The 20,180-nt window shown below is 34.5% G+C and carries 24 protein-coding genes; 14 read left to right on the forward strand and 10 right to left on the reverse strand.

The window, feature by feature from the left end; genetic code table 11:
• Nucleotides 1-21 precede the first annotated feature (21 nt).
• Nucleotides 22-372, reverse strand: coding sequence for a DUF2834 domain-containing protein (locus O5633_RS04580; protein WP_269610928.1), 351 nt, complete (start codon nucleotides 370-372; stop codon nucleotides 22-24).
• A gap of 136 nt (nucleotides 373-508) precedes the next feature.
• On the opposite strand from O5633_RS04580, the gene O5633_RS04585 reads away from it, so the two are divergent.
• From O5633_RS04585 to O5633_RS04595, 3 genes are all read left to right on the forward strand, one after another.
• The gene (locus tag O5633_RS04585; protein ID WP_269610929.1) at nucleotides 509-1,351 is read left to right on the forward strand and encodes a PfkB family carbohydrate kinase; all 843 of its coding nucleotides are present in this window, start codon (nucleotides 509-511) and stop codon (nucleotides 1,349-1,351) included.
• Nucleotide 1,352: 1 nt separating this feature from the next.
• Nucleotides 1,353-1,643, forward strand: coding sequence for a hypothetical protein (locus tag O5633_RS04590; protein ID WP_269610930.1), 291 nt, complete (start codon nucleotides 1,353-1,355; stop codon nucleotides 1,641-1,643).
• Between the two features lie 94 nt (nucleotides 1,644-1,737).
• Nucleotides 1,738-2,097, forward strand: coding sequence for a hypothetical protein (locus O5633_RS04595; protein ID WP_269611304.1), 360 nt, complete (start codon nucleotides 1,738-1,740; stop codon nucleotides 2,095-2,097).
• A gap of 594 nt (nucleotides 2,098-2,691) precedes the next feature.
• Here the strand turns inward: O5633_RS04595 and O5633_RS04600 are convergent.
• Nucleotides 2,692-3,258: a pentapeptide repeat-containing protein gene (locus tag O5633_RS04600; protein ID WP_269611305.1), complete on the reverse strand. Its 567-nt coding sequence runs from the start codon at nucleotides 3,256-3,258 to the stop codon at nucleotides 2,692-2,694.
• A gap of 106 nt (nucleotides 3,259-3,364) precedes the next feature.
• On the reverse strand, nucleotides 3,365-3,544 hold the full coding sequence (locus tag O5633_RS04605; RefSeq protein ID WP_269610931.1) for a hypothetical protein: 180 nt from the start codon (nucleotides 3,542-3,544) through the stop codon (nucleotides 3,365-3,367).
• A 206-nt stretch (nucleotides 3,545-3,750) separates the two neighbouring features.
• On the opposite strand from O5633_RS04605, the gene O5633_RS04610 reads away from it, so the two are divergent.
• On the forward strand, nucleotides 3,751-4,092 hold the full coding sequence (locus O5633_RS04610) for a phenylpyruvate tautomerase MIF-related protein (RefSeq protein ID WP_269610932.1): 342 nt from the start codon (nucleotides 3,751-3,753) through the stop codon (nucleotides 4,090-4,092).
• A gap of 67 nt (nucleotides 4,093-4,159) precedes the next feature.
• Here O5633_RS04610 and O5633_RS04615 read toward each other — a convergent pair whose 3' ends face one another.
• The gene (locus tag O5633_RS04615; protein ID WP_269610933.1) at nucleotides 4,160-4,561 is read right to left on the reverse strand and encodes a thiol-disulfide oxidoreductase DCC family protein; all 402 of its coding nucleotides are present in this window, start codon (nucleotides 4,559-4,561) and stop codon (nucleotides 4,160-4,162) included.
• Nucleotides 4,562-4,690: 129 nt separating this feature from the next.
• Between O5633_RS04615 and O5633_RS04620 the strand changes: the two genes are divergently transcribed.
• Complete coding sequence (locus tag O5633_RS04620) at nucleotides 4,691-5,419, forward strand: hypothetical protein (protein ID WP_269610934.1); 729 nt, start codon at nucleotides 4,691-4,693, stop codon at nucleotides 5,417-5,419.
• A gap of 82 nt (nucleotides 5,420-5,501) precedes the next feature.
• On the opposite strand, the gene O5633_RS04625 is transcribed toward O5633_RS04620, so the two are convergent.
• The 3 genes from O5633_RS04625 to O5633_RS04635 form a co-directional block, all read right to left on the reverse strand.
• Entirely contained in the window at nucleotides 5,502-6,557 is a 1,056-nt protein-coding gene (locus O5633_RS04625; protein WP_269610935.1) for a chlorophyll a/b binding light-harvesting protein, read from the reverse strand.
• 176 nt (nucleotides 6,558-6,733) lie between these two features.
• A complete protein-coding gene (locus O5633_RS04630) occupies nucleotides 6,734-7,846 on the reverse strand; it encodes a chlorophyll a/b binding light-harvesting protein (protein WP_269610936.1) in 1,113 nt (370 codons plus the stop codon).
• A gap of 380 nt (nucleotides 7,847-8,226) precedes the next feature.
• Nucleotides 8,227-9,273, reverse strand: coding sequence for a chlorophyll a/b binding light-harvesting protein (locus O5633_RS04635; RefSeq protein ID WP_269610937.1), 1,047 nt, complete (start codon nucleotides 9,271-9,273; stop codon nucleotides 8,227-8,229).
• A gap of 178 nt (nucleotides 9,274-9,451) precedes the next feature.
• On the opposite strand from O5633_RS04635, the gene O5633_RS04640 reads away from it, so the two are divergent.
• Together O5633_RS04640 and O5633_RS04645 are read left to right on the forward strand one after the other, a co-directional pair.
• Nucleotides 9,452-9,646 (forward strand): hypothetical protein, encoded by a 195-nt coding sequence (locus O5633_RS04640; RefSeq protein ID WP_269610938.1) that lies wholly within the window; start codon nucleotides 9,452-9,454, stop codon nucleotides 9,644-9,646.
• 115 nt (nucleotides 9,647-9,761) lie between these two features.
• Complete coding sequence (locus O5633_RS04645) at nucleotides 9,762-9,968, forward strand: hypothetical protein (RefSeq protein WP_269610939.1); 207 nt, start codon at nucleotides 9,762-9,764, stop codon at nucleotides 9,966-9,968.
• A 91-nt stretch (nucleotides 9,969-10,059) separates the two neighbouring features.
• Here O5633_RS04645 and O5633_RS04650 read toward each other — a convergent pair whose 3' ends face one another.
• Entirely contained in the window at nucleotides 10,060-11,148 is a 1,089-nt protein-coding gene (locus O5633_RS04650; protein WP_269610940.1) for a chlorophyll a/b binding light-harvesting protein, read from the reverse strand.
• Between the two features lie 263 nt (nucleotides 11,149-11,411).
• Nucleotides 11,412-12,476 (reverse strand): chlorophyll a/b binding light-harvesting protein, encoded by a 1,065-nt coding sequence (locus O5633_RS04655; protein WP_269610941.1) that lies wholly within the window; start codon nucleotides 12,474-12,476, stop codon nucleotides 11,412-11,414.
• Between the two features lie 471 nt (nucleotides 12,477-12,947).
• Between O5633_RS04655 and O5633_RS04660 the strand changes: the two genes are divergently transcribed.
• From O5633_RS04660 to O5633_RS04685, 6 genes are all read left to right on the forward strand, one after another.
• Nucleotides 12,948-13,205: a TIGR03643 family protein gene (locus tag O5633_RS04660; RefSeq protein WP_269610942.1), complete on the forward strand. Its 258-nt coding sequence runs from the start codon at nucleotides 12,948-12,950 to the stop codon at nucleotides 13,203-13,205.
• Nucleotides 13,202-13,336 carry a DUF2256 domain-containing protein gene (locus tag O5633_RS04665; RefSeq protein WP_269610943.1) on the forward strand — a complete coding sequence of 45 codons (135 nt, stop codon included), beginning with the start codon at nucleotides 13,202-13,204 and terminating at the stop codon, nucleotides 13,334-13,336. The genes O5633_RS04660 and O5633_RS04665 overlap by 4 nt, the downstream gene beginning before the upstream one ends.
• A gap of 105 nt (nucleotides 13,337-13,441) precedes the next feature.
• Nucleotides 13,442-14,932, forward strand: a complete 1,491-nt coding sequence (locus O5633_RS04670; RefSeq protein ID WP_269610944.1) for a cryptochrome/photolyase family protein — start codon at nucleotides 13,442-13,444, stop codon at nucleotides 14,930-14,932.
• A gap of 121 nt (nucleotides 14,933-15,053) precedes the next feature.
• Complete coding sequence (locus O5633_RS04675) at nucleotides 15,054-15,503, forward strand: peroxiredoxin (RefSeq protein WP_269610945.1); 450 nt, start codon at nucleotides 15,054-15,056, stop codon at nucleotides 15,501-15,503.
• 18 nt (nucleotides 15,504-15,521) lie between these two features.
• A complete protein-coding gene (locus O5633_RS04680; RefSeq protein ID WP_269610946.1) occupies nucleotides 15,522-16,640 on the forward strand; it encodes an FAD-binding domain-containing protein in 1,119 nt (372 codons plus the stop codon).
• Nucleotides 16,641-16,720: 80 nt separating this feature from the next.
• A complete protein-coding gene (locus O5633_RS04685; protein WP_269610948.1) occupies nucleotides 16,721-17,623 on the forward strand; it encodes an oxidoreductase in 903 nt (300 codons plus the stop codon).
• A gap of 5 nt (nucleotides 17,624-17,628) precedes the next feature.
• Here the strand turns inward: O5633_RS04685 and O5633_RS04690 are convergent, their stop codons facing one another.
• Nucleotides 17,629-18,222 (reverse strand): hypothetical protein, encoded by a 594-nt coding sequence (locus O5633_RS04690; RefSeq protein ID WP_269610949.1) that lies wholly within the window; start codon nucleotides 18,220-18,222, stop codon nucleotides 17,629-17,631.
• Between the two features lie 761 nt (nucleotides 18,223-18,983).
• On the opposite strand from O5633_RS04690, the gene psbA reads away from it, so the two are divergent.
• Complete coding sequence (gene psbA / locus O5633_RS04695; protein ID WP_011294225.1) at nucleotides 18,984-20,066, forward strand: photosystem II q(b) protein; 1,083 nt, start codon at nucleotides 18,984-18,986, stop codon at nucleotides 20,064-20,066.
• The last annotated feature ends 114 nt before the right edge of the window (nucleotides 20,067-20,180 follow it).

The raw sequence follows: 20,180 nt of genomic DNA on the forward strand, positions 1-20,180 counted from the left end.
ATCTAATCCTTATAAATTAATTTAATTCCTATTCATTTCTTCAATTCTTAATTCTCTTAAATATAAAAAGAGAGGAGCTGAAAAAGCAAATGCAATTGTAAATGTAGTTAATATAACAATCCATAAATTTTTCATCTCTAATCTCTTTGATTCTGAAATTATCCAAACAAATACAGCTGTTGAGCCTACAAACAAATCTCGAGTTAAAGACTGGGAGGCTGGATTATTATTAGCTAACTCTATAAATAATTGAATATCAAATGCAGGTCCATAGCTTTTTGCAAATTCAATATTTGCAAGAGTAGGTAAAACGGCTCCTAATATAGCTAATAATAAATAAACCCATTTCAACCATTTAATCTGCCTTATCATAAGAAATTTTCTTATTTAATAATAAATAATATATCAGAACTATTATAAGATTTGTCTATTTTATAAATAAAAAAAATATCTTGGTTTAACCTATGAACCTAACTAACTATATTAGTAAAAATATAGTTAGTTAAGCATGAAAATTAATGCACCTAAAGAAATATTTAGGCTCCCTAAACTTAAATTAGCTGTTATCGGGCATGTCGAATGGGTAACATTCTTAAAGGTTGACCAGCTTCCATTAGCAGGAGAAATTTCACATGCAAGAGATTGCTTTGAGGAAGCAGCAGGGGGGGCGGCAGTCGCAGCCGTTCAAATGGCAAGATTAATAAATGGACCTGTTGACTTAATCACATCATTAGGCAAAGACAATTATGGGGAAAAATGCTACGAAAGACTTACTAAACTTGGCTTAAATTTAAAAGTAGCTTGGCGTGAAAAACCAACAAGAAAAGGTATTAGCTTGATTAGTAAAGATGGAGAAAGAGCAATTACAGTTATTGGAGAGAGATTACAGCCACTCGCTTCTGACAATCTGCCTTGGAGTGACATGAAAAATTACGATGGAATATTTATTACCGCAACCGATAAAGAAGGAATAAGACTTGCAAGGAAAGCTAAATTTCTCTCTGCCACGCCTCGAACAGGTGAACAAACCATAAAGATGTCAAAAGTATCAATCAACGCATTGATTGGTAGCGGTCTTGATCCTGGTGAGAAAATAAATTTTGAAGAACTTGAACCTAAACCAGACATATACATTTCAACGAAAGGTAAATCAGGTGGAACAATTTTTCCAAAAAATATTAAATACAAATCAATTAAGCCTAGCTCAAAAGAAATAGACACCTATGGATGTGGTGACTGCTTCGCGGGAGCTGTTACTACTGCTCTCTCAGCGAAACTAAATTTAGAGCAAGCCATTAATATTGGTGCCTATTGCGGAGCTGAATGCTCAACCCACTACGGACCTTACTAAAATGAAAAAGCAAGAGAATAAAAACCCAAACCCAAACCCAAACCCAAACCCAAACCCAAACCCAAACCCAAACCCAAACCCAAACCCAAACCCAAACCCAAACCCAAACCCAAACCCAAACAATAATAATTCTATTACTAATAATTTTATAATTCTAATATTTTCAATTATTTCTCTTTTTGTGGAATCAATAATAATAATAATCAGTATATTTAAAAAAGGTATTTTAAAAAAAGAAATCCTCTCAAAAAAAACGAGTTTAGGATTTGACTTAATAATCAAGAAAAAATAAAATACAGAATCAAGATAAATAAATTTAATAATTTGCAATTAACTGGCTTTATTTCTAGAACTTGCTTTAATTAGTAAGGTTATAATTGTCAATAGTGAAATCAATCCCAGTATTTTTAATAATATTCTTTTTATCTATATTCTTAATTTTCAATAAAAGAAAAAAATTTTCTAACAGAAAGAGTTTAATAGAAAGGTTCAAAAAAAGGTTCAAAAATATAAATATTCGTAGAAAAAGGATATCGGAGGAATTTACGAATTCTCTTTTACTTGACCCCTGTAAAAATATCCCTTTGGGTACATGGTATTCAGAGGATGAATTAAGAGAAAAAGCAGATATTCATAGATCTAGATTAAGTAAATTTGGCAAATCAAAAATCAATGGAGAAATGCTTTTCGTCGGGCCAAAAGGGGGGATTTACAAAATAAGCGATGGAAAGAAAAAATATGTGTAAATCTTAAAAGACAAAAATCAATAATTATAAAAAATTTAATTATTGCTAAAATAATAATGAAAAATTACAGTCAATTAAAAATTGAATTTATACCTAACAGTCTCATTTGGCGAGTTAGAGCTATCTAACCTAATTTTTTGGAGCCTTGTTGGTATAACAGTATTATTTGTCATCTCTTTTATTTTATCAACAATTCCGCTTACTAAAAATATAAAAGCCACAAAAAACATTTCTTCAAAAAAGTAAACTTCAAGCCGCCCTCTTGTATTCTGAAAAATCTCGATTCGCCCAATGTATTCTTTTAATAGATAGATTATCAATCGAAATCTTTTTACCTTCTTCTTTCATAGATATTAAATTGCTATCATTTAGAATCTGATTTGAAATTTGATTAGTTGAGTCTTTGGGGCTGGAGATCTTTAGACGGTACTTACGTGCAAAATTTGGAATTGAGAACCCTTTTGCCTTAGTTCTATGTGGCCAAAAATTCTTCACGATAGATTAAATCTCTTTTCTAAAGAAAACCCAAAAAAACAAAATTGCAACTAATTCTATTTTTTTATAACAAACTTTTTTCTGAATTATCCCTAAAAATCAAGCAGCTGGCATAGCAGGTTTATATGATTCTTTATCTCCCACACATTCAAGACTTTCCCTAGTAGAGACACCCGTAGTTGGATTTACACCATCAGCTATTTTACATAGGTTTCTCTGATCTTCACTATCAAGAATTGCAAATGTGAAATCAGCTCCTTCGATTTGAGCACCAGCAAAGCTACTACCTGAGGCGATCATATTTATCAAAACCGCATTTCTTAGATCTGTTTTTTGGAAATTAACCCTGTCCGAAAGAGTATCTGTAAGGTCTATCCCATTAAGATTTGAACCTTTAAGGTCAGACAAAGTTAATGTTGTTCCATGAAGATCAACATCACTGAAATCAGCATCTCTTGCCATTGCACCAGCTATTGAAGAAAGGTGTAGATCTTCTCCATGAAAATTAAATCCAGTGATATCAGACCGAACATAGCTTGGAACTTCATCCCCCTCTCCCTTAACTGCCACGTTTGCACCAGCAAAAACTGGGTTCACTCCAAAGAATATTATTAAGAAGCTAAATACGTATTTAATTATTTTTGAAAAAAGAAGTTCAAAATTCATGAGTAAAGATGTGATTCCATCTGAATAATGCAATTATCTCTCCTATTAAAGATTTTTATATACATTGATAAGACAAATTAATGTAATAGGAAATATCTAATGGTCATTACAAAAGAGGTCTTCCAGAGATGAATTCATGCATTACTGGGTTCATCCAATAAAATCCTACGAATAACATTATAAACACATTAAAAAATATCAAAGCTCCGCCGAGTAAAAAGGTCGGATCATTTGAAGGGTTGACTTCTGTAGTTTCTTCAACAATTGCCTGAAAATTCTGGTTCATTTTTCATCAAAAGACAGAACTAAGTTACTAGAAAAACAAAATTATTGAGGCCCTAACAGGAGAATTAACAATATCTTTCTAATTTTTTAAGATTTTAAAAATATTTTTTACTGAAAACTTTGAATGATGGTTCTTTGTTTGGATCTTTCTCGATTTTAAAAAAAATCTCCCAGTCCAGTATTAGTATCTGTCAAACAGATTAACTTATGCCATTCATTCAAATCAACACATCCTCCAAAAGTGTTTTAGAAAATGATGATTTGCTCCAAAAAGATATTTCAAAAATGATTGCTGATCTAACAAGAAAACCTGAAAATTACGTAATGACGATGATCCAAAGAGATACCAAAATGACATTCGCTGGAACCGATGAACCATGCTGTTTTATCAAGGTTAAATCAATTGGCTCACTAAACCCCTCTTCAATGAGCAAGTCTTTATGCGAGTTAATTGCATCTAAAACAAATATAAATGCGAATCGGATTTATATTGAATTTTTCGACGTTAAAGCCTCAAATTGGGGCTTCAATGGTTCGACATTTGGATGATACATTTATTATCTTTAATAATTAAAACTGAAAATATTTTTAATAAATAAAATAACTATTAATAACATCAGGAGACTTCACAACCCCTTTTATTACATAATTTTTCTATAGAAGGTCGAAGAGTTATTTTTAATCTGTATTTCGCCCATAATCCATAAATAAACTCAATAAATTTATCAAGAATGGGCAATTTTGTTGGAGCATAAATCCAACCTAAACCAATCAAACTGTAAGCCTCTTGAAAAACCTTAATATCCTTAATTACCGAACCATCACTTTTTAAAGCATGGATTCTTTCCATAGCTTGTTTATAAGTAATTCCGTATTTAAGGTCTAGAGGAAGATCAGAACTATCAATATCAATAAATCTTAGGAATCCCTTTTGATTTCTTGATTGCAAGAACTCAACTTCTCTTCTACACAATGGGCATCCCCCATCAAAAAAAATAGTAAGTTTGGGTGTATTCATAAAAAAATTAATTCTTCACTAGGGATTTAATTTAAGAAAGAAAGGCTATCTTCGTTGTTCAATGTAAATAAAGACTTGATAGCAACAAAATAAAGAGCGATCTTGATGATATCTAACTGATAAAAAAAAATGCTTACCCTATTTATTTTCATATTAATCTCAGTATTAGTTGTTTCAGCCTTGCTTTTCTTCAACAAAGGGGAAAAAGCTCTAGAGATTAAAAGCACTCTCAAAGATATATATGAAAATCTTAAAGAACTCCTCTCAAATTTTAAAAAACTTTATGTGATTGTTAAAGAGTTAATCCCAGCAAAATTAGAGCAAGAACCAACTCAACTGAAAGATGAAGCAACAGAGTCGCAAAATGAAGTGACCGTTGAACCTGAAGTGACTGCTGAACCTGAAGTCAAGGCTGAATCTGAAGTGACCGTTGAACCTAAAGTCAACACTGTATCTGAAGTAATTACTGAGCCTGAAGTTAACACTGAGACTGAAGTAACCGCTGAACCTGAAGTATCAACGGAGAATGAAGTAAACACTGAGACTGAAGTAACCGCTGAACCTGAAGTATCAACGGAGAATGAAGTAAACACTGAGACTGAAGTAACCGCTGAACCTGAAGTATCAACGGAGAATGAAGTAAACACTGAGACTGAAGTAACCGCTGAACCTGAAGTATCAACGGAGCCTGAAGTTAACACTGAGACTGAAGTAACCGCTCAACCTGAAATTAACACTGAGACTGAAGTAACCGCTGAACCTGAAGTATCAACGGAGCCTGAAATCTACCCGATTAGTGAATTAGAACCCCCTTCTGAAGATTCAATTGATGAAGAGAATAAATTTAAAAGGGAATAATTTTTAATTAAATATTTTTCCCAATCAAAAAGCCTCATCAAATTTGATGAGGCTTTTTGATTGAAATTTGAGATTGAATCTACTAACTCTCAGTTGTTGCTAGAGAAGCTACTGATCCAACAACACGACGGAAATCAAAGCCCATAGCTCTAAGAGCATGCCAAATATGACCTTGAATAAAGAAGAATCCAAAGTAATAGTGAACATTTGACAAAGCCGCTCTTGTTGTATGGCCTAAAAACGCAGTGCTATCTGAAACATCTCCAGTATCTACCCAATAAGGAGAAATTCCAAATTTCAAAGCTAAAGGTTCTCCATACCAGTCAATTGGATAAACAGTTGTATTTTGTGCACACCAGAATGCAGCAACAATTGCCATCCAGCCAATGCCGGCTAGTGACCATGAAAGGACCGCTTCTGCCGAGAGCAATCCTTTGCCTTTGAATTCGGTGTATTCACCAAGCTGTTTTGTAGCTATGTGCCATGCACCACCACTTATTTGAACGAATGCCAAGAATGCATGACCGCTCATTACTTCTTCAAGACTATCAATGGTTAGGAAGTCGAACTGATGTCCGTAAACCATTCCAAAATCACCATATCCAGGGAAGATTGTTCTGATTTCGCCTATGGCTGGGTCGTAAATTCCATGCCATCTTGCCCACTCAACGAACCAAATATTTGCAACCCCAAAGAAAATCAAATGATGTCCAAGAATGAATGTCAAATTATCTGGATTGTCCCATTCTAGTTTGAATTTCTTAGTGGTAGGAATAGGACCATCTTTCAAGTCCGGATCAAATAAGAGTGAATGAGCTAACCCAGCAGTTCCATATACAGCTGAGAAAATCAAATGGAAAATAGCAATTGTTGCTACACCAGCTCCTGTCCATACACCAGCCTCATCAAAGCCAATGCCAAGAGAGGCTAAATGAGCAAGAAATATGGAACTTTGATGTCCCATTGGTATCTCTGGGTTGTAGCGTGCAAGCTCCCAAAGAGTGCTTCCACCTGCTGCGAAGCAAATAAGACCTGTGTGGCCTATATGTGACCCTATGAATCGACCTGCGCGATTGGTCACCACAGAATTACCAACCCACCACCCGTAGGTGACGTCTGGATTTCCGTAGGTCTGCATAATTAAGGAATTAAAGTCGAAATTTTGGCTACCTTACACTTATTGGAATTGTTTTTACCAGAATAGTTAGAGGTCTTTATAGGTATCTCTCTTTTTTTACAAAAAAAACACTTTTTACTGCAAAAAACAAAAAAAATACCCCCCAATGGGAGGTATTTTTTTATTTTAAATTAAATTTATCTTGGTGCTCTTCCGTTAAAACCTGCGCCTTCAACTCTAACTGTTGCTCCCTGATTGTTACCAATGGCATCAGCAACTTTCTTGAAGTCAAATCCTAAAGCACGAAGAGCATGCCAAAAATGACCTTGCAAAAAGAAGAAACCAAAGTAGTAATGAACATTCACTAAAGCTGCTCTGGTTGAATGACCAAAGAAAGCTGTGGAATCAGAAAGGTCTCCAGTATCAACCCAATATGGAGCAACAGAGAACTGTAATTTCAATGGTTCACCAAACCACTCTGTTGGATATACGGTTGTGTTAGATGCAGCCCAGAAAGCAGCAACAATTGCCATCCAGCCAATACCAGCAAGAGACCATGAAAGAACTGCTTCTGCAGAGAGTAATTCAGCTCCTTTAAATTTACTCCATTCTCCAAGTCTCTTGTTTTCCCATTGAGTTGAACCAGCAACCATATGAATAGTTGCTCCAGTCAATTCAGCAAAAGCTAGGAAAGCATGCCCACCCATTACATCTTCAAGACTATCAATTTCAATGAAATCAAACTGTCGATTCCAAATCATTGTCAAATCAAGGTTGTAATTAACCTGACGAACGGCTCCTATAGCAGGATCGTAGATGCCATGTATCCTTGCCCATTCAACAAACCATATACAGGCAACACCAAAGAAGAACAAATGGTGACCAAGAATAAAAGTTTGATTATCAGGGTTTTCCCATTCAAGTTTGAATTTTCTAGCACGAGGGACTTCGCTTTCTTCAACATCAGCCTCGAAATAGACTGCATGCAAAAGAGCTCCTCCTCCATAAACCATTGACAAGACCAAATGAACAATAGCTATTGCAGCTACTCCTACACCTGTCCATGCTCCTGCCTCATTGAAACCAATTCCAATTGAAGCCAAATGAGCCAAGAATAATGAGCTCTGATGCCCCATTGGGATCTCAGGGTTGTAACGGGCAAGCTCCCAAAGTGTGCTTCCACCAGCCGCAAATGCGATCAAGCCTGTATGCCCAATATGGGAGGCTATAAATCGGCCTGAGCGGTTGGTGACCACAGAATTACCAGCCCACCAATCATAGGTAACATCTGGATTTCCATAGCTCTGCATAATTTTTAAGCGATACAGGCGAAATATGCGTGCAGATTACACGCTGCTGAAATGATATGTGCAAAATAGTTAGAGGTCGTTATTTAGTTTGACTATTTTTGCCCATTTCAATAATTAAAACGATTTTATAGAAGCTGAGATATTAGCTCGAGGAGATAGTAGAAATCTTCCAAATGCAAGTCATAGCTTAATTTAAATACGCAAAATTCTCGACTAATCATTCAAAAAAGCTCAATCCACAAGATCTAACAATATTTGATATAAAAATTTCAACGTTGTAAAACGAATAATTTTTTTAATCGATCGAATTTAAAAGATAAAAATTTGCAAAAAAAAAGAGGAGGTAAATCTCCTCTTTAAAACATATTGTTTTTGATTAATTAATAAAGCTGCGCTGGAAGAGGCTCTTTAAGAACTTTCTTAAAGTCAAATCCCATTGCCCTTAAAGCATGCCATAGATGACCTTGAAGGAAGAAAAATCCAAAGTAATAATGAACATTTGCTAAAGCAGCCCTAGTGGTATGACCAAAGAAAGCAGGACCTCCTGAAAGATCGACACTATCAATCCAATAAGGAGCAATACCAAACTTCAAGATCAAAGCTTCTCCGTACCAAGCTTCAGGATAAACAGTTGTGTTCTGAGCACACCAGAATGCTGCCACTACAGCCATCCAACCAATACCTGCACATGAGAATGAAAGAATTGATTCTGCTGAAAGAAGACCAGCTCCTTTGAATTTGGTGTATTCACCAACTTGCTTGGTTGCGATATGAAAAGCTCCACCTGTTATCTCGACGAATGCTAGGAATGCATGACCGCCTAGTACATCTTCAAGACTATCGATAGCGAGGAAGTCAAACTGATGGTTCCAAATATTTGTCAAGTTAAGGTTGTACTCAACTTGTCGAACAGCTCCTATGGCAGGATCATAAATTCCATGAATTCGGGCCCATTCAACAAACCAAATACATGCCACACCAAAGAAAAGCAAATGGTGTCCAAGAATAAATGTCTGATTATCTGGGTTGTCCCACTCAAGCTTGAACTTTCTAGCTTGAGGAACCTCAGAATCTTGCATATCGCCAACGAATAGGACTGAATGCAATAAACCACCGGCTCCATAAACCATGGAAAGAACCAAATGTACGATGGCAATAGAAGCGACTCCTGCCCCTGTCCAAGCACCAGCCTCATCAAAGCCGATACCAATTGAAGCTAAATGAGCAAGAAAGATAGAACTCTGATGACCCATTGGGATCTCAGGGTTGTATCTTGCTAGTTCCCAAAGAGTACTTCCACCTGCTGCAAAGGCTATAAGCCCAGTATGCGCAATGTGAGCAGCAATGAATTTACCAGATTTGTTAGTAACCCCAGCGTTTCCAGCCCACCAACCATAGGTGACATCCGGGTTTCCGTAGGTCTGCATGATTTAAGATTTTTGGCGTAATACGGTGAGCACACCTTACAGGCAGCTCAATTCAAAAACTACTATTAGTAATAAGGTCTTATACAGCAGTAGTAAAGTTTTTTTTCTTTAAGTTGGCTTAACCCGCAACTAAACTACGTTTTCATGGAAATACTCAAGAAAAATTTAAATATCAAAAATGAAATCTGCTTTACAACTTGAACTGCAAGACCTTCATGGACTTCCATATATTGCAACAATAATTTGGTTTGTCCTTCTTGGAGTTTGTCTTTTAGCAGTGGTTTTTTATCTGTTTCAAAAAAATTACAGGCCCAAGGCAAAAATCGATGAGGGTCTCCCTCCTGCGAAGAAATCACGACCAAAAGGGTTTTAAATGACTAAGAAAATTTTGTTTTTCAATGTTAGTTCTCAAATTAATGTAATATCCTCAAACACGGGTTTGGCATAGTGGCCACCTGGGTTAACAATAAAAACAATTTTTTTACTCAATGATTGATTTTTCTCACCTTCTTGATTTTGCCACTCAGCTTCCACACCCATCAGATATTGGTTTAATCAAACCATCCGGTGGATTTAATATAGCTGCAGCTCTTTGTGGCCTTGGAGCAGTATTTGGAGCTTCTCAATTCTTCTATTATTCTGACGATTCAAAAAGGATCGATCCTTGGGCTAAGCCTGAAAACTACAAAAACTAAAGAAAGTTAAACCTCTTTAATTTTTTTTCACAAAAAAAGAGCCTCATCTAATGATGAGGCTCTTTTTTATTGGAATCTTAAAAACCAATTATTAATCAGAGAGGGTAACCCTAGCGTTATCAAGATTGCTAATTGAATCAGTAACCTTCTTAAAATCAAAGCCTAAAGCACGTATTGCATGCCAAAGGTGACCTTGAATGAAGAAAAAGCCTAGGTAGTAATGAACATTTGTAAGCCAAGCTCTTGAAGTATGGCCACTAACAACTCCCGTCATATCAGCAGTATCAATCCAATAAGGAGATATACCAAATTTAAGAGCTAATGTTTCTCCATACCAAGCCTCTGGATAAACAGTTGTATTTGTTGCACACCAGAAAGCTGCAATAATTGCCATCCAACCAATACCAGCAAGAGACCATGAAAGTACCGCTTCAGCAGAAAGAATGTTCTTTCCTTTGAATTCGGTGTACTCGCCTACTTGCTTAGTAGCGATATGAAAAGCTCCACCTGTTATCTCAACAAATGCTAAGAATGCGTGACCACCCATAACATCCTCAAGACTATCAATAGCCAAGAAATCAAACTGATGATTCCAAATGTTGGTCAAGTTTAAATTGTACTCAACTTGTCGAACTGCTCCTAATACAGGATCGTAAATACCATGAATTCGAGCCCACTCAACAAACCATATACATGCAACACCAAAGAAAATCAAATGGTGACCAAGAATAAAAGTCTGATTATCTGGATTATCCCATTCAAGCTTGTATCTTGCTGCCTGACGATGTTCAGGACGATCATCAGCAAACAACCCCGAACTATTTTGGGTATCTTCGCTAAAGATCAAAGAGTGCAATAGACCTGCACCCGCATAAACCATTGAACAAATCAGATGGAATACGCCGATAAAAGCAATTGATGTGCCATCGAATACTGTTCCAGTTGGATCAAATCCAATACCAATGGAAGCTAGATGTGGGATACTCACCATTCCTTGGTGTCCCATTGGTATATCTGGGTTGTATCTAGCGAGCTCCCAAAGTGTGTTGGCACCAGCTGCGAAACAAATCAATCCTGTATGAGCAACATGCGAGCCAATAAATCGGCTTGACTTATTTGTTACGACAGAATTACCAACCCACCACCCGTAAGTGACGTCTGGGTTTCCGTAGGACTGCATAATTGAGGAAATTGAAGTCGAAATTCGACCTACCTTACATTTAGTGCAATAAATTTGCTTGAAATCGTAAAAGGTCTTTATTTAATGCACAAAACTAATTAACAAAAGAGTCGTGATTATTCATTGATTTTCCCTACAAAAGCAGTGAGAGATGGAAAGTGAGAATCCTTTATTAATATCAGTCAGTTTTTTTTAAAACACAATAAAAAAGCTCCGAAAAAAATTACGGAGCTTTTTTATTGTCTATCCAATAATTAAATCAGCTAGCCATTAAGAGTAACTTTTGCACTATCTAAACTAGCAACAGCATTTGTAACTCTTCTAAAGTCAAAGCCTAATGCACGGATTGCATGCCATAAATGACCTTGTAAAAAGAAAAATCCAAAATAATAATGGACATTAGTCAATGCAGCTCTTGTTGTGTGACCTGCAAATGCGTTGCTATCACTAACATCTGCCGTATCAATCCAATAAGGAGAAATACCAAATTTCAAAGCCAGAGGCTCTCCATACCAAGCTTCGGGGTAAACAGTTGTGTTTGTTGCGCACCAGAAAGCTGCGACAATAGCCATCCAACCAATACCAGCCAAAGAAAAAGAAAGTACAGCTTCAGCAGAAAGAATGTTCTTTCCTTTAAATTCTGTATATTCACCAACCTGCTTAGTAGCGATATGGAAAGCTCCACCTGTTATCTCAACGAATGCTAGGAATGCATGTCCACCCAGAACGTCTTCAAGATTATCAATAGCTAAGAAATCGAATTGATGATTCCAAATATTGGTCAGATTTAGGTTGTACTCGACTTGTCGAACAGCTCCTATGGCAGGGTCATAAATTCCATGAATTCTGGCCCATTCAACAAAAGCGATACAAGCCACACCAAAGAAAATCAGATGGTGACCAAGAATGAATGTCAAGTTATCAGGATTGTCCCATTCAAGCTTAAATTTCTGAGTAGTAGGTCCTGGCCCATCAGCTAAATCACCATCAAAGAGAAGAGAGTGAGAAAGAGCGCCTCCTGCGTATACAAGCGAAGCAATAATATGGACTATTGCTACTGAAGCAACATTCGCTCCAGTCCAGACACCTGCATCATCAAATCCAATTCCAATAGATGCAAGGTGAGCAAGAAAGATAGAACTTTGATGACCCATCGCTATAGAAGGATCAAACCTAGCCAACTCCCATAGGGTGCTAGCTCCCGCAGCAAATGATATTAGGCCAGTATGACCTGCATGAGCTGCAATAAACTTTCCAGCACGGTTAGTAACCCTTGAATTACCAGCCCACCACCCATAGGTGACATCTGGATTCCCGTAGGTCTGCATATAAAATCAGGGGGGATAAATATATATTTTCCAGACTACAAGTTAGTAGACTTTTTAACTATCTAAAACGTAAAGAAACGACCTATGATTAATAATCTAATATCATTTTATACTCGCATATAAGTAAAACTTAACAATCAAATTAGTATTTATTTATACAAGTTTTACTAATAAGATAAGTCTAATAATTTATTAGAAGGATATAGATAAGTTAAACTTAACTATAAATTATTTTGTTAGTTACTGGGAGAGTGCAAGCACTCTCCCAGTGTTGATAGAGAAACGAACTTCGACTTCAATTCCTATCAACAGCAACTGTCATAACAAAAATCAATCCCGAATGCGAGAACAAATAATTCATTTCATACAACCAAAATAAATTAATAGGCAATGGCGTTTTATAAATCCAATAAGATATGAGGGGTATACGTACCTATTTATCGTTTGAGTTTCTAGTACATTAGTCAAGAAATGAACAAAAAAGTCATACTGAAAGATCTAAGTTTCGTAGAGATTGATCGCATCATAGAAATGGCCTGGGAAGATAGAACTCCATTTGATGCAATTCACTTTCAATTCAACCTTAAAGAGAAAGAGGTAATTAATTTAATGCGCTTTAATCTAAAAGCATCTTCTTTCAGGATGTGGAGAAAAAGAGTCTCAGGAAGGAAAACAAAGCATGGCTTCCCTAACTACAAGATAAAGTTCAAGTCATCGAACCAAAAGTGAAAATTAAACTCACAAAAAATTGTCCAAAGTGCCATAGAGATTTTCAATGGAGAAAGAAATGGGCTAAGGATTGGGAAAATGTCATTTACTGCTCTGAAAGATGCAGAAGAAGAAAGAATAAAGACAAATAATATTGATTGATTTTTTTCGCACTTAAAACAAATTCTGGTTATTTTGAATTGGTATTAGTTTCTTAGACACTTTCTAAGAAATAATAAATTTATTAACAAAAGAAAGTGAGAAAAATATTCCTGATTTTTCCAAATCAATTATTCAAAATAAAAAAACAATTTTTTGACGTTAAAAATATTGCCTTAATTCAAGATAGCTTATTTTTTGGTTGTGATTCACAATGGAAACAAAAATTTCATTGTCAAAAAATAATTTTTCATAAAGCCACTATGGACTCTTATGTAGAAGATCTCAAAAGACATGGATTTAATGTGATTTATATAAAGCACAAAAGAGAAACTAGGACTGAAGATAATCTTAATTATCTTGCCAAAAAAGGTTTTAATTATTTCATTACTTATAAAGCATTTGATTGGTCATTAGAAAAAAGGATAAAGGATTTCTCATCAAAGAATAATACAAAGTTAGAAATCAGAAAGAATGAAATGTTTTTAACTTGTCCAGACATATCAAAAGAAATTATTAATCAAAAAAAAATCTATGGTATGCAGAAATTCTATAGGATTCAAAGACAAAAACTAAATATTTTAATTGAAAAAGATGGCTCACCAAAAGGAGGAGAATGGAGTTTTGATAAGATGAATAGAAAAAAACTATCTACTTCAATTAAAGTTCCTCAAATCCGATATATAAAAACAAACAAGTTCTTAGACAATGCTATCAAAGAAGTTTCAATAAAATATAACGACTATTATGGTAAATATGAAAAATTTAATTATCCATTAACACATAAAGAGGCTGAAGAATGGTTAGAAAATTTTTTAGTTGAAAGATTTAATTTATTTGGAGATTATGAAGATTCAATCAATTCAAATCATAGAATACTTTGGCATAGTGTTATTTCTCCATTAATAAATACTGGTTTACTTACACCAAGACAGATAATCGATAAGGCCTGGGATTATTATCAATCTGAAAATATTGGAATCAATTCATATGAAGGATTTATAAGGCAGATTATTGGCTGGCGAGAATTTATTCTATTAATTTATATGCGTAATAATTTAGAGCTTCGAAATGGAAATTTTTGGGAGTTTGAGGATCAACCAATACCATCAAGTTTTTATAAAGGGAACACAGGTTTAACACCATTAGACGATTCAATAAAAAATATTTTAGAAACAGGTTATGCTCACCACATAGAAAGATTAATGATAATAGGCAATTTAATGCTTCTATGTAGATTCCACCCAAATCAAGTTTATAAATGGTTTATGGAACTATTTATTGATTCATATGATTGGGTTATGGTTCCAAATGTATATGGAATGAGTCAATTTGCAAACGGAGGGTTATTTACAACCAAACCATATATATCAGGATCAAACTACATCTTAAAAATGTCTAACTATAAATTCGATAAATGGTGCGTAACTTGGGATAGTCTTTTTTGGACATTCATAGATGACTACAAGCACAAACTAAAAAAACAATATCGCTTATCAATGATTATGAGAAATCTAGAAAAAATGGATATTAATAAAAAACATACTCACAGAAAGAATGCCAATGAATTTATTTCTAAGCTTACTTAGGAAATTAAATTCAGAATTTAGAAAAAATAATCTAATTAGCATATCTAGGTGTTGTTCTTACTCCAATAGATAGCCCTAATGATAAAAATGATTCACTATAGTAAACATTTATTAGGATAGTGTGAAACTAAAAATCGGTGATCAGATTCCTTCATTTTCTTTGAAAGATCAAAACGGCAAAATCAGAGCATCGTATAAATCCAATAAACCACTCGTTTTGTTCTTCTACCCAAAGGACGATACACCTGGTTGCACGATTGAAGTTTGTGGCTTTCGAGACAAATATGACCTCTTTAAAATTTTAGGAGCTGATGTATGGGGGATTAGTAATGGAGATGTTCAAAGTCATCTTAAATTTGCAAATAAGAATAAACTTCAGTACCCATTACTTTGTGATCAAAACAATATTCTTAGGAAACAATTTGGAGTAGCAAAAACCCTCGGTTTTCTAGAAGGTAGAGTTACATATATAATAAATAGTAAAGGAATAATAATACACATATTTGAAGACCTATTGAATGGTCCAGCACACATAAAAGAAGCCATAATAGCTTTAAAAAAACTTCAATAAAAAATAAATAAATTTTAAATGAATATTTTCAATAAAGCTGATTATAAATTAGATACTTTCATCAATAATAATCTCGCCTTATACCACAAATACAGAAATTATGATTATGGTAAGGGAAATAGATCAAATGTTTCTCAGATTTCTAAGTACACATCACATAGAATCCTTTACGAATATGAAATCATTAAAAAATTAAAAATAATTGATAAGAAAAAAAAGTTCATAGACGAAATTCTTTGGAGAATTTATTGGAAAGGTTACCTTGAAAATCATAAATCTATATGGATTGAATATAAAAATTTTAAAAATAAATCATATATTTCATATATGCTAAAAGCTGCTAAGGAAGGTAAGACAGGTATAGATTGTTTCGATACATGGATAGAAGAACTTCGCGAAAATAACTATTTACATAATCACTCAAGGATGTGGTTTGCAAGCATATGGATATTTACTTTAAAACTTCCATGGCAACTAGGAGCTGAATTTTTCATGAAACACTTATTAGATGGTGATGCTTCATCAAACACCTTAAGTTGGAGATGGGTCGCTGGCATGCATACAAATAAAAAGCCTTATATAGCAACGAAAGAAAATATCAATAAATATACAGTAAATCGATTTAGAAATATAACAATAAAAATATCGAACAAAATGAATTTAATCAAAACAAACATACATAAATCAAATAGACTTCCAACCAGAGGAAAATCATCTAATAGTATTATACTGATAATGTTTGAAAATGATCTGGATATCAGGAATAGATCTAAGCTATTTAATTCATACTTAAAAGTTTATCTTATTTGCAATGGAATTATTAATTATGGATTTGAGCTCAGTGAGAAAGTCAGTAAATATAAAGAAAGTTTAATTGAAAATGTCAACAAGCTGATCCCAAACGGAGTTGTATTAAAATCGTCTGAACTGAAAATCTTTTTGGGTGATTATCACTGTATAGATGTTATCTATCCAGGAGTTGGTTATAATCTAGATTTGATAGAAAAATATGCATATCAAAATAAAACCAAGATTAATTATATATATAGAGATGAAGATCTTAAATATTGGAATTATGCAAATTCAGGATTCTATAAATTTAAAAAAAAATTTTATAAATTAAATAATATAAATTAAATAATTTTAATTCCAATAAAACAAAAGAGCCACAAATTAATAGCCCACAATTATAGTAAAGAAAGTTTTTCAAATAAACGATGGTTAGAATGAATCAAATTAAGACCCAAAATGGGAGAGTATTCTTAATAACTGGAGCGAATAGCGGTCTTGGTTATGAAACATCAAAATTTCTTCTAGAAAAAGGGGCAACAGTGATCATGTGTTGCAGAGACTTGTTCAAAGGAGAGAAAGCTAAACAAAAACTTTTAAAATTTAATAGCTCTGGAAAGATTGAACTAGTTGAATTAGATTTATCAGATTTAAAAAACGTTAAGAAAGCTGTTAATTTTATCAAAAAAAAATTTGATAACTTAGATGTTTTAATAAATAATGCTGGAATAATGGCCCCGCCAAAGACCTATAGCAAGCAAGGTTTCGAAATACAGTTTGCGGTTAATCATCTAGCTCATATGAGTTTAACGATGGAATTATTACCCATGCTTAAAGATAAAAGCAATTCTAGGGTTGTGACCGTAACCTCGGGCGTTCAATATTTTGGAAAAATTCAATGGAACGATCTACAAGGCAATCTTAAATACGATCGTTGGGCTTCATATGCGCAAAGCAAACTTGCAAATGTAATGTTTGGGTTGGAACTGAATTCAATACTTAAAGAAAGCAATTCACCAACATCATCACTACTTGCTCATCCAGGATTTGCTCGTACAAATTTACAACCAAAGTCAGTCGAGGCCAACCAATCATGGCAAGAAGAAATTGCTTATAAATTAATGAACCCTATGTTTCAAAGTGCCAAAATGGGAGCATTACCTCAAATAGCAGCCGCTACATTAACCAGTGCTAAAGGAGGAGAGCAATATGGTCCAAAATTCAACTTCAGAGGTTGGCCAAAAATATGTAGAAATGCTCCAGAAGCATTAAAAAAGAGTTCAAGAAAAAGATTGTGGGATATAAGTGAAAAACTTATAAAAAATGTTTAATTCATTTAAAATAAAGAAAGCAATTCCTCTCCTTTATCACATATTTCTTGTTGAGATGGACAATCTATTTTCCCAGTCCACATAATTAAACCTTTTCTAATTGAACAATTACATTTATCATTTCCAGTCAATTCATTAAGTTCATTGCCCGTCCAAGGCGCTGCATTATCGCTAAGCATTATTTCTTGCAATCGATCAGAAAAGGAATTAGTTAATTGATCATAGATCTGAATTGTCTTAAATAAATCATCAAAGGCCATCTTTTTATTAGCAAATTTTCCTTTTTCGAATTCTTTGTCAAAACAACCTCTCATAAATTTTGTACAGTTAATAGCTTCTGAATTATTAAAAGGTTTTGACTTTTGACTTAAATATTCCCTATTTCTTACAATAGATTCAAGCGACAATATTCTTTTTTCAAACTCCTCAAATTTATTACCATGATTAAATTCAGGAGTTTGTAAATCATCCTCAAACAATGACTTATTAAGTAAATCAGTAATGTGCTCGGTTAGGCTTTTACCAGACCTTATAGCTTGTCTCTTAACATTAGCCAATAAGTCTTTTGAGATTTTAATATTGAACTGGCTTTTAGTCATTAATTAAAAAAATATGACTATATTAATTATAATCAATTATTTAGTAATTTCAAGAAAATAATGAAAAACTATAATTCAAAGACAAATACAATTAACGAAAACATAGGTACTCTATGTTTTCTAGTAGATATAGACAATTAGATCAACTAGAAGAAGTAGTTTAAATAGTTGTTTTTGATCAAAATCAAATAATTTTAATATTTTAATCTAGTTGAGAATAGAAGTTAAGCGGTCTGAAAATAAACTCACTTAAGCTACAACTACATAGATAGAAGATGAAAATAAAAGGACATAACTATAACAATAAGTCAAGAACGCATCAGATCAAAAAATCATATTCAAAATCATTTATAAAAAATACTGCCCATAAATAAATAAAATATTAATAAATGAAAATATCACAAAAAAACTACTTGATATGTAAAGCAGGTATAGAATGTATAAATAATGTGGAAATTCCATGGAAGAGCCTACTGTCTCGATAGGAGTTAATACTGATCTACATGATGGAGCAGATACCTTGGAAATTAGCTAATTATCTCCTTGATTAATTCAATTAATTTATATAAAAAATAGATAAAAGACAATTTAACTTATCGAATAAGAAAAAATTATTCACCTAAACAGATTTACTAATTTCCATTAACCAAATTTTGGTGAGTTTACCCATCCTAGATATCTTATTTAGAAGCTAAATTTGGTCCGTCAGATTTTCTGATCTTACTTAATGCCCTTACGGGCAAAACAAAACGTTCTTATTCATGACCACCATTCAGCAGCAACGTTCTTCGTTGCTCAAAGGTTGGCCACAATTCTGCGAGTGGGTTACTTCCACCAACAACCGTATCTATGTCGGTTGGTTCGGTGTATTGATGATCCCTTGCCTTCTTGCGGCAACAACTTGTTTCATCGTTGCATTTATCGCTGCTCCTCCAGTTGATATCGACGGTATCCGTGAGCCAGTAGCTGGTTCATTTATGTATGGAAACAACATCATTTCTGGTGCTGTTGTTCCTTCAAGTAACGCTATCGGCCTTCACTTCTACCCAATCTGGGAAGCAGCAACTCTTGATGAGTGGCTATATAACGGCGGCCCTTACCAGCTTGTAATCTTCCACTTCCTTATTGGTATCTCTGCATACATGGGACGTCAGTGGGAGCTTTCATACCGTTTAGGTATGCGCCCATGGATCTGTGTTGCTTACTCAGCTCCTGTATCAGCAGCTTTCGCTGTATTCCTTGTTTACCCATTCGGTCAGGGTTCATTCTCTGATGGTATGCCTCTAGGAATCTCTGGAACATTCAACTTCATGTTCGTTTTCCAGGCTGAGCACAACATCTTGATGCACCCATTCCATATGGCTGGTGTAGCAGGTATGTTCGGTGGTGCTTTGTTCTCTGCAATGCACGGTTCTTTGGTTACTTCATCACTTATCCGTGAGACAACAGGACTTGATTCACAGAACTACGGTTACAAGTTTGGACAAGAAGAAGAGACATACAACATCGTTGCAGCTCATGGCTACTTCGGTCGTTTGATCTTCCAATATGCAAGCTTCAACAACAGCCGTAGCCTTCACTTCTTCTTGGCTTCATGGCCAGTGATTTGTGTTTGGTTGACATCTATGGGCATCTGCACCATGGCGTTCAACTTGAACGGTTTCAACTTCAACCAGTCTGTAGTTGATACTTCAGGCAAGGTTGTACCAACCTGGGGTGACGTACTTAACCGTGCAAACCTTGGTATGGAAGTAATGCACGAGCGTAATGCTCACAACTTCCCACTTGACCTAGCAGCTGCTGAGTCTACTTCTGTAGCTCTTGTTGCACCTGCAATCGGTTAAGTCTTTAACTTGATATTTCTAAAGCCCTCTTTGCGAGGGCTTTTTTTTTTGCTTTTGAAAATATTACCTTGATTATGAAAATTAAATGCTTAATTAATTATTTTTACTTGATAA

The organism is Prochlorococcus marinus str. MIT 1013, assembly GCF_027359395.1.
GTDB lineage: Bacteria > Cyanobacteriota > Cyanobacteriia > PCC-6307 > Cyanobiaceae > Prochlorococcus_B > Prochlorococcus_B marinus_E.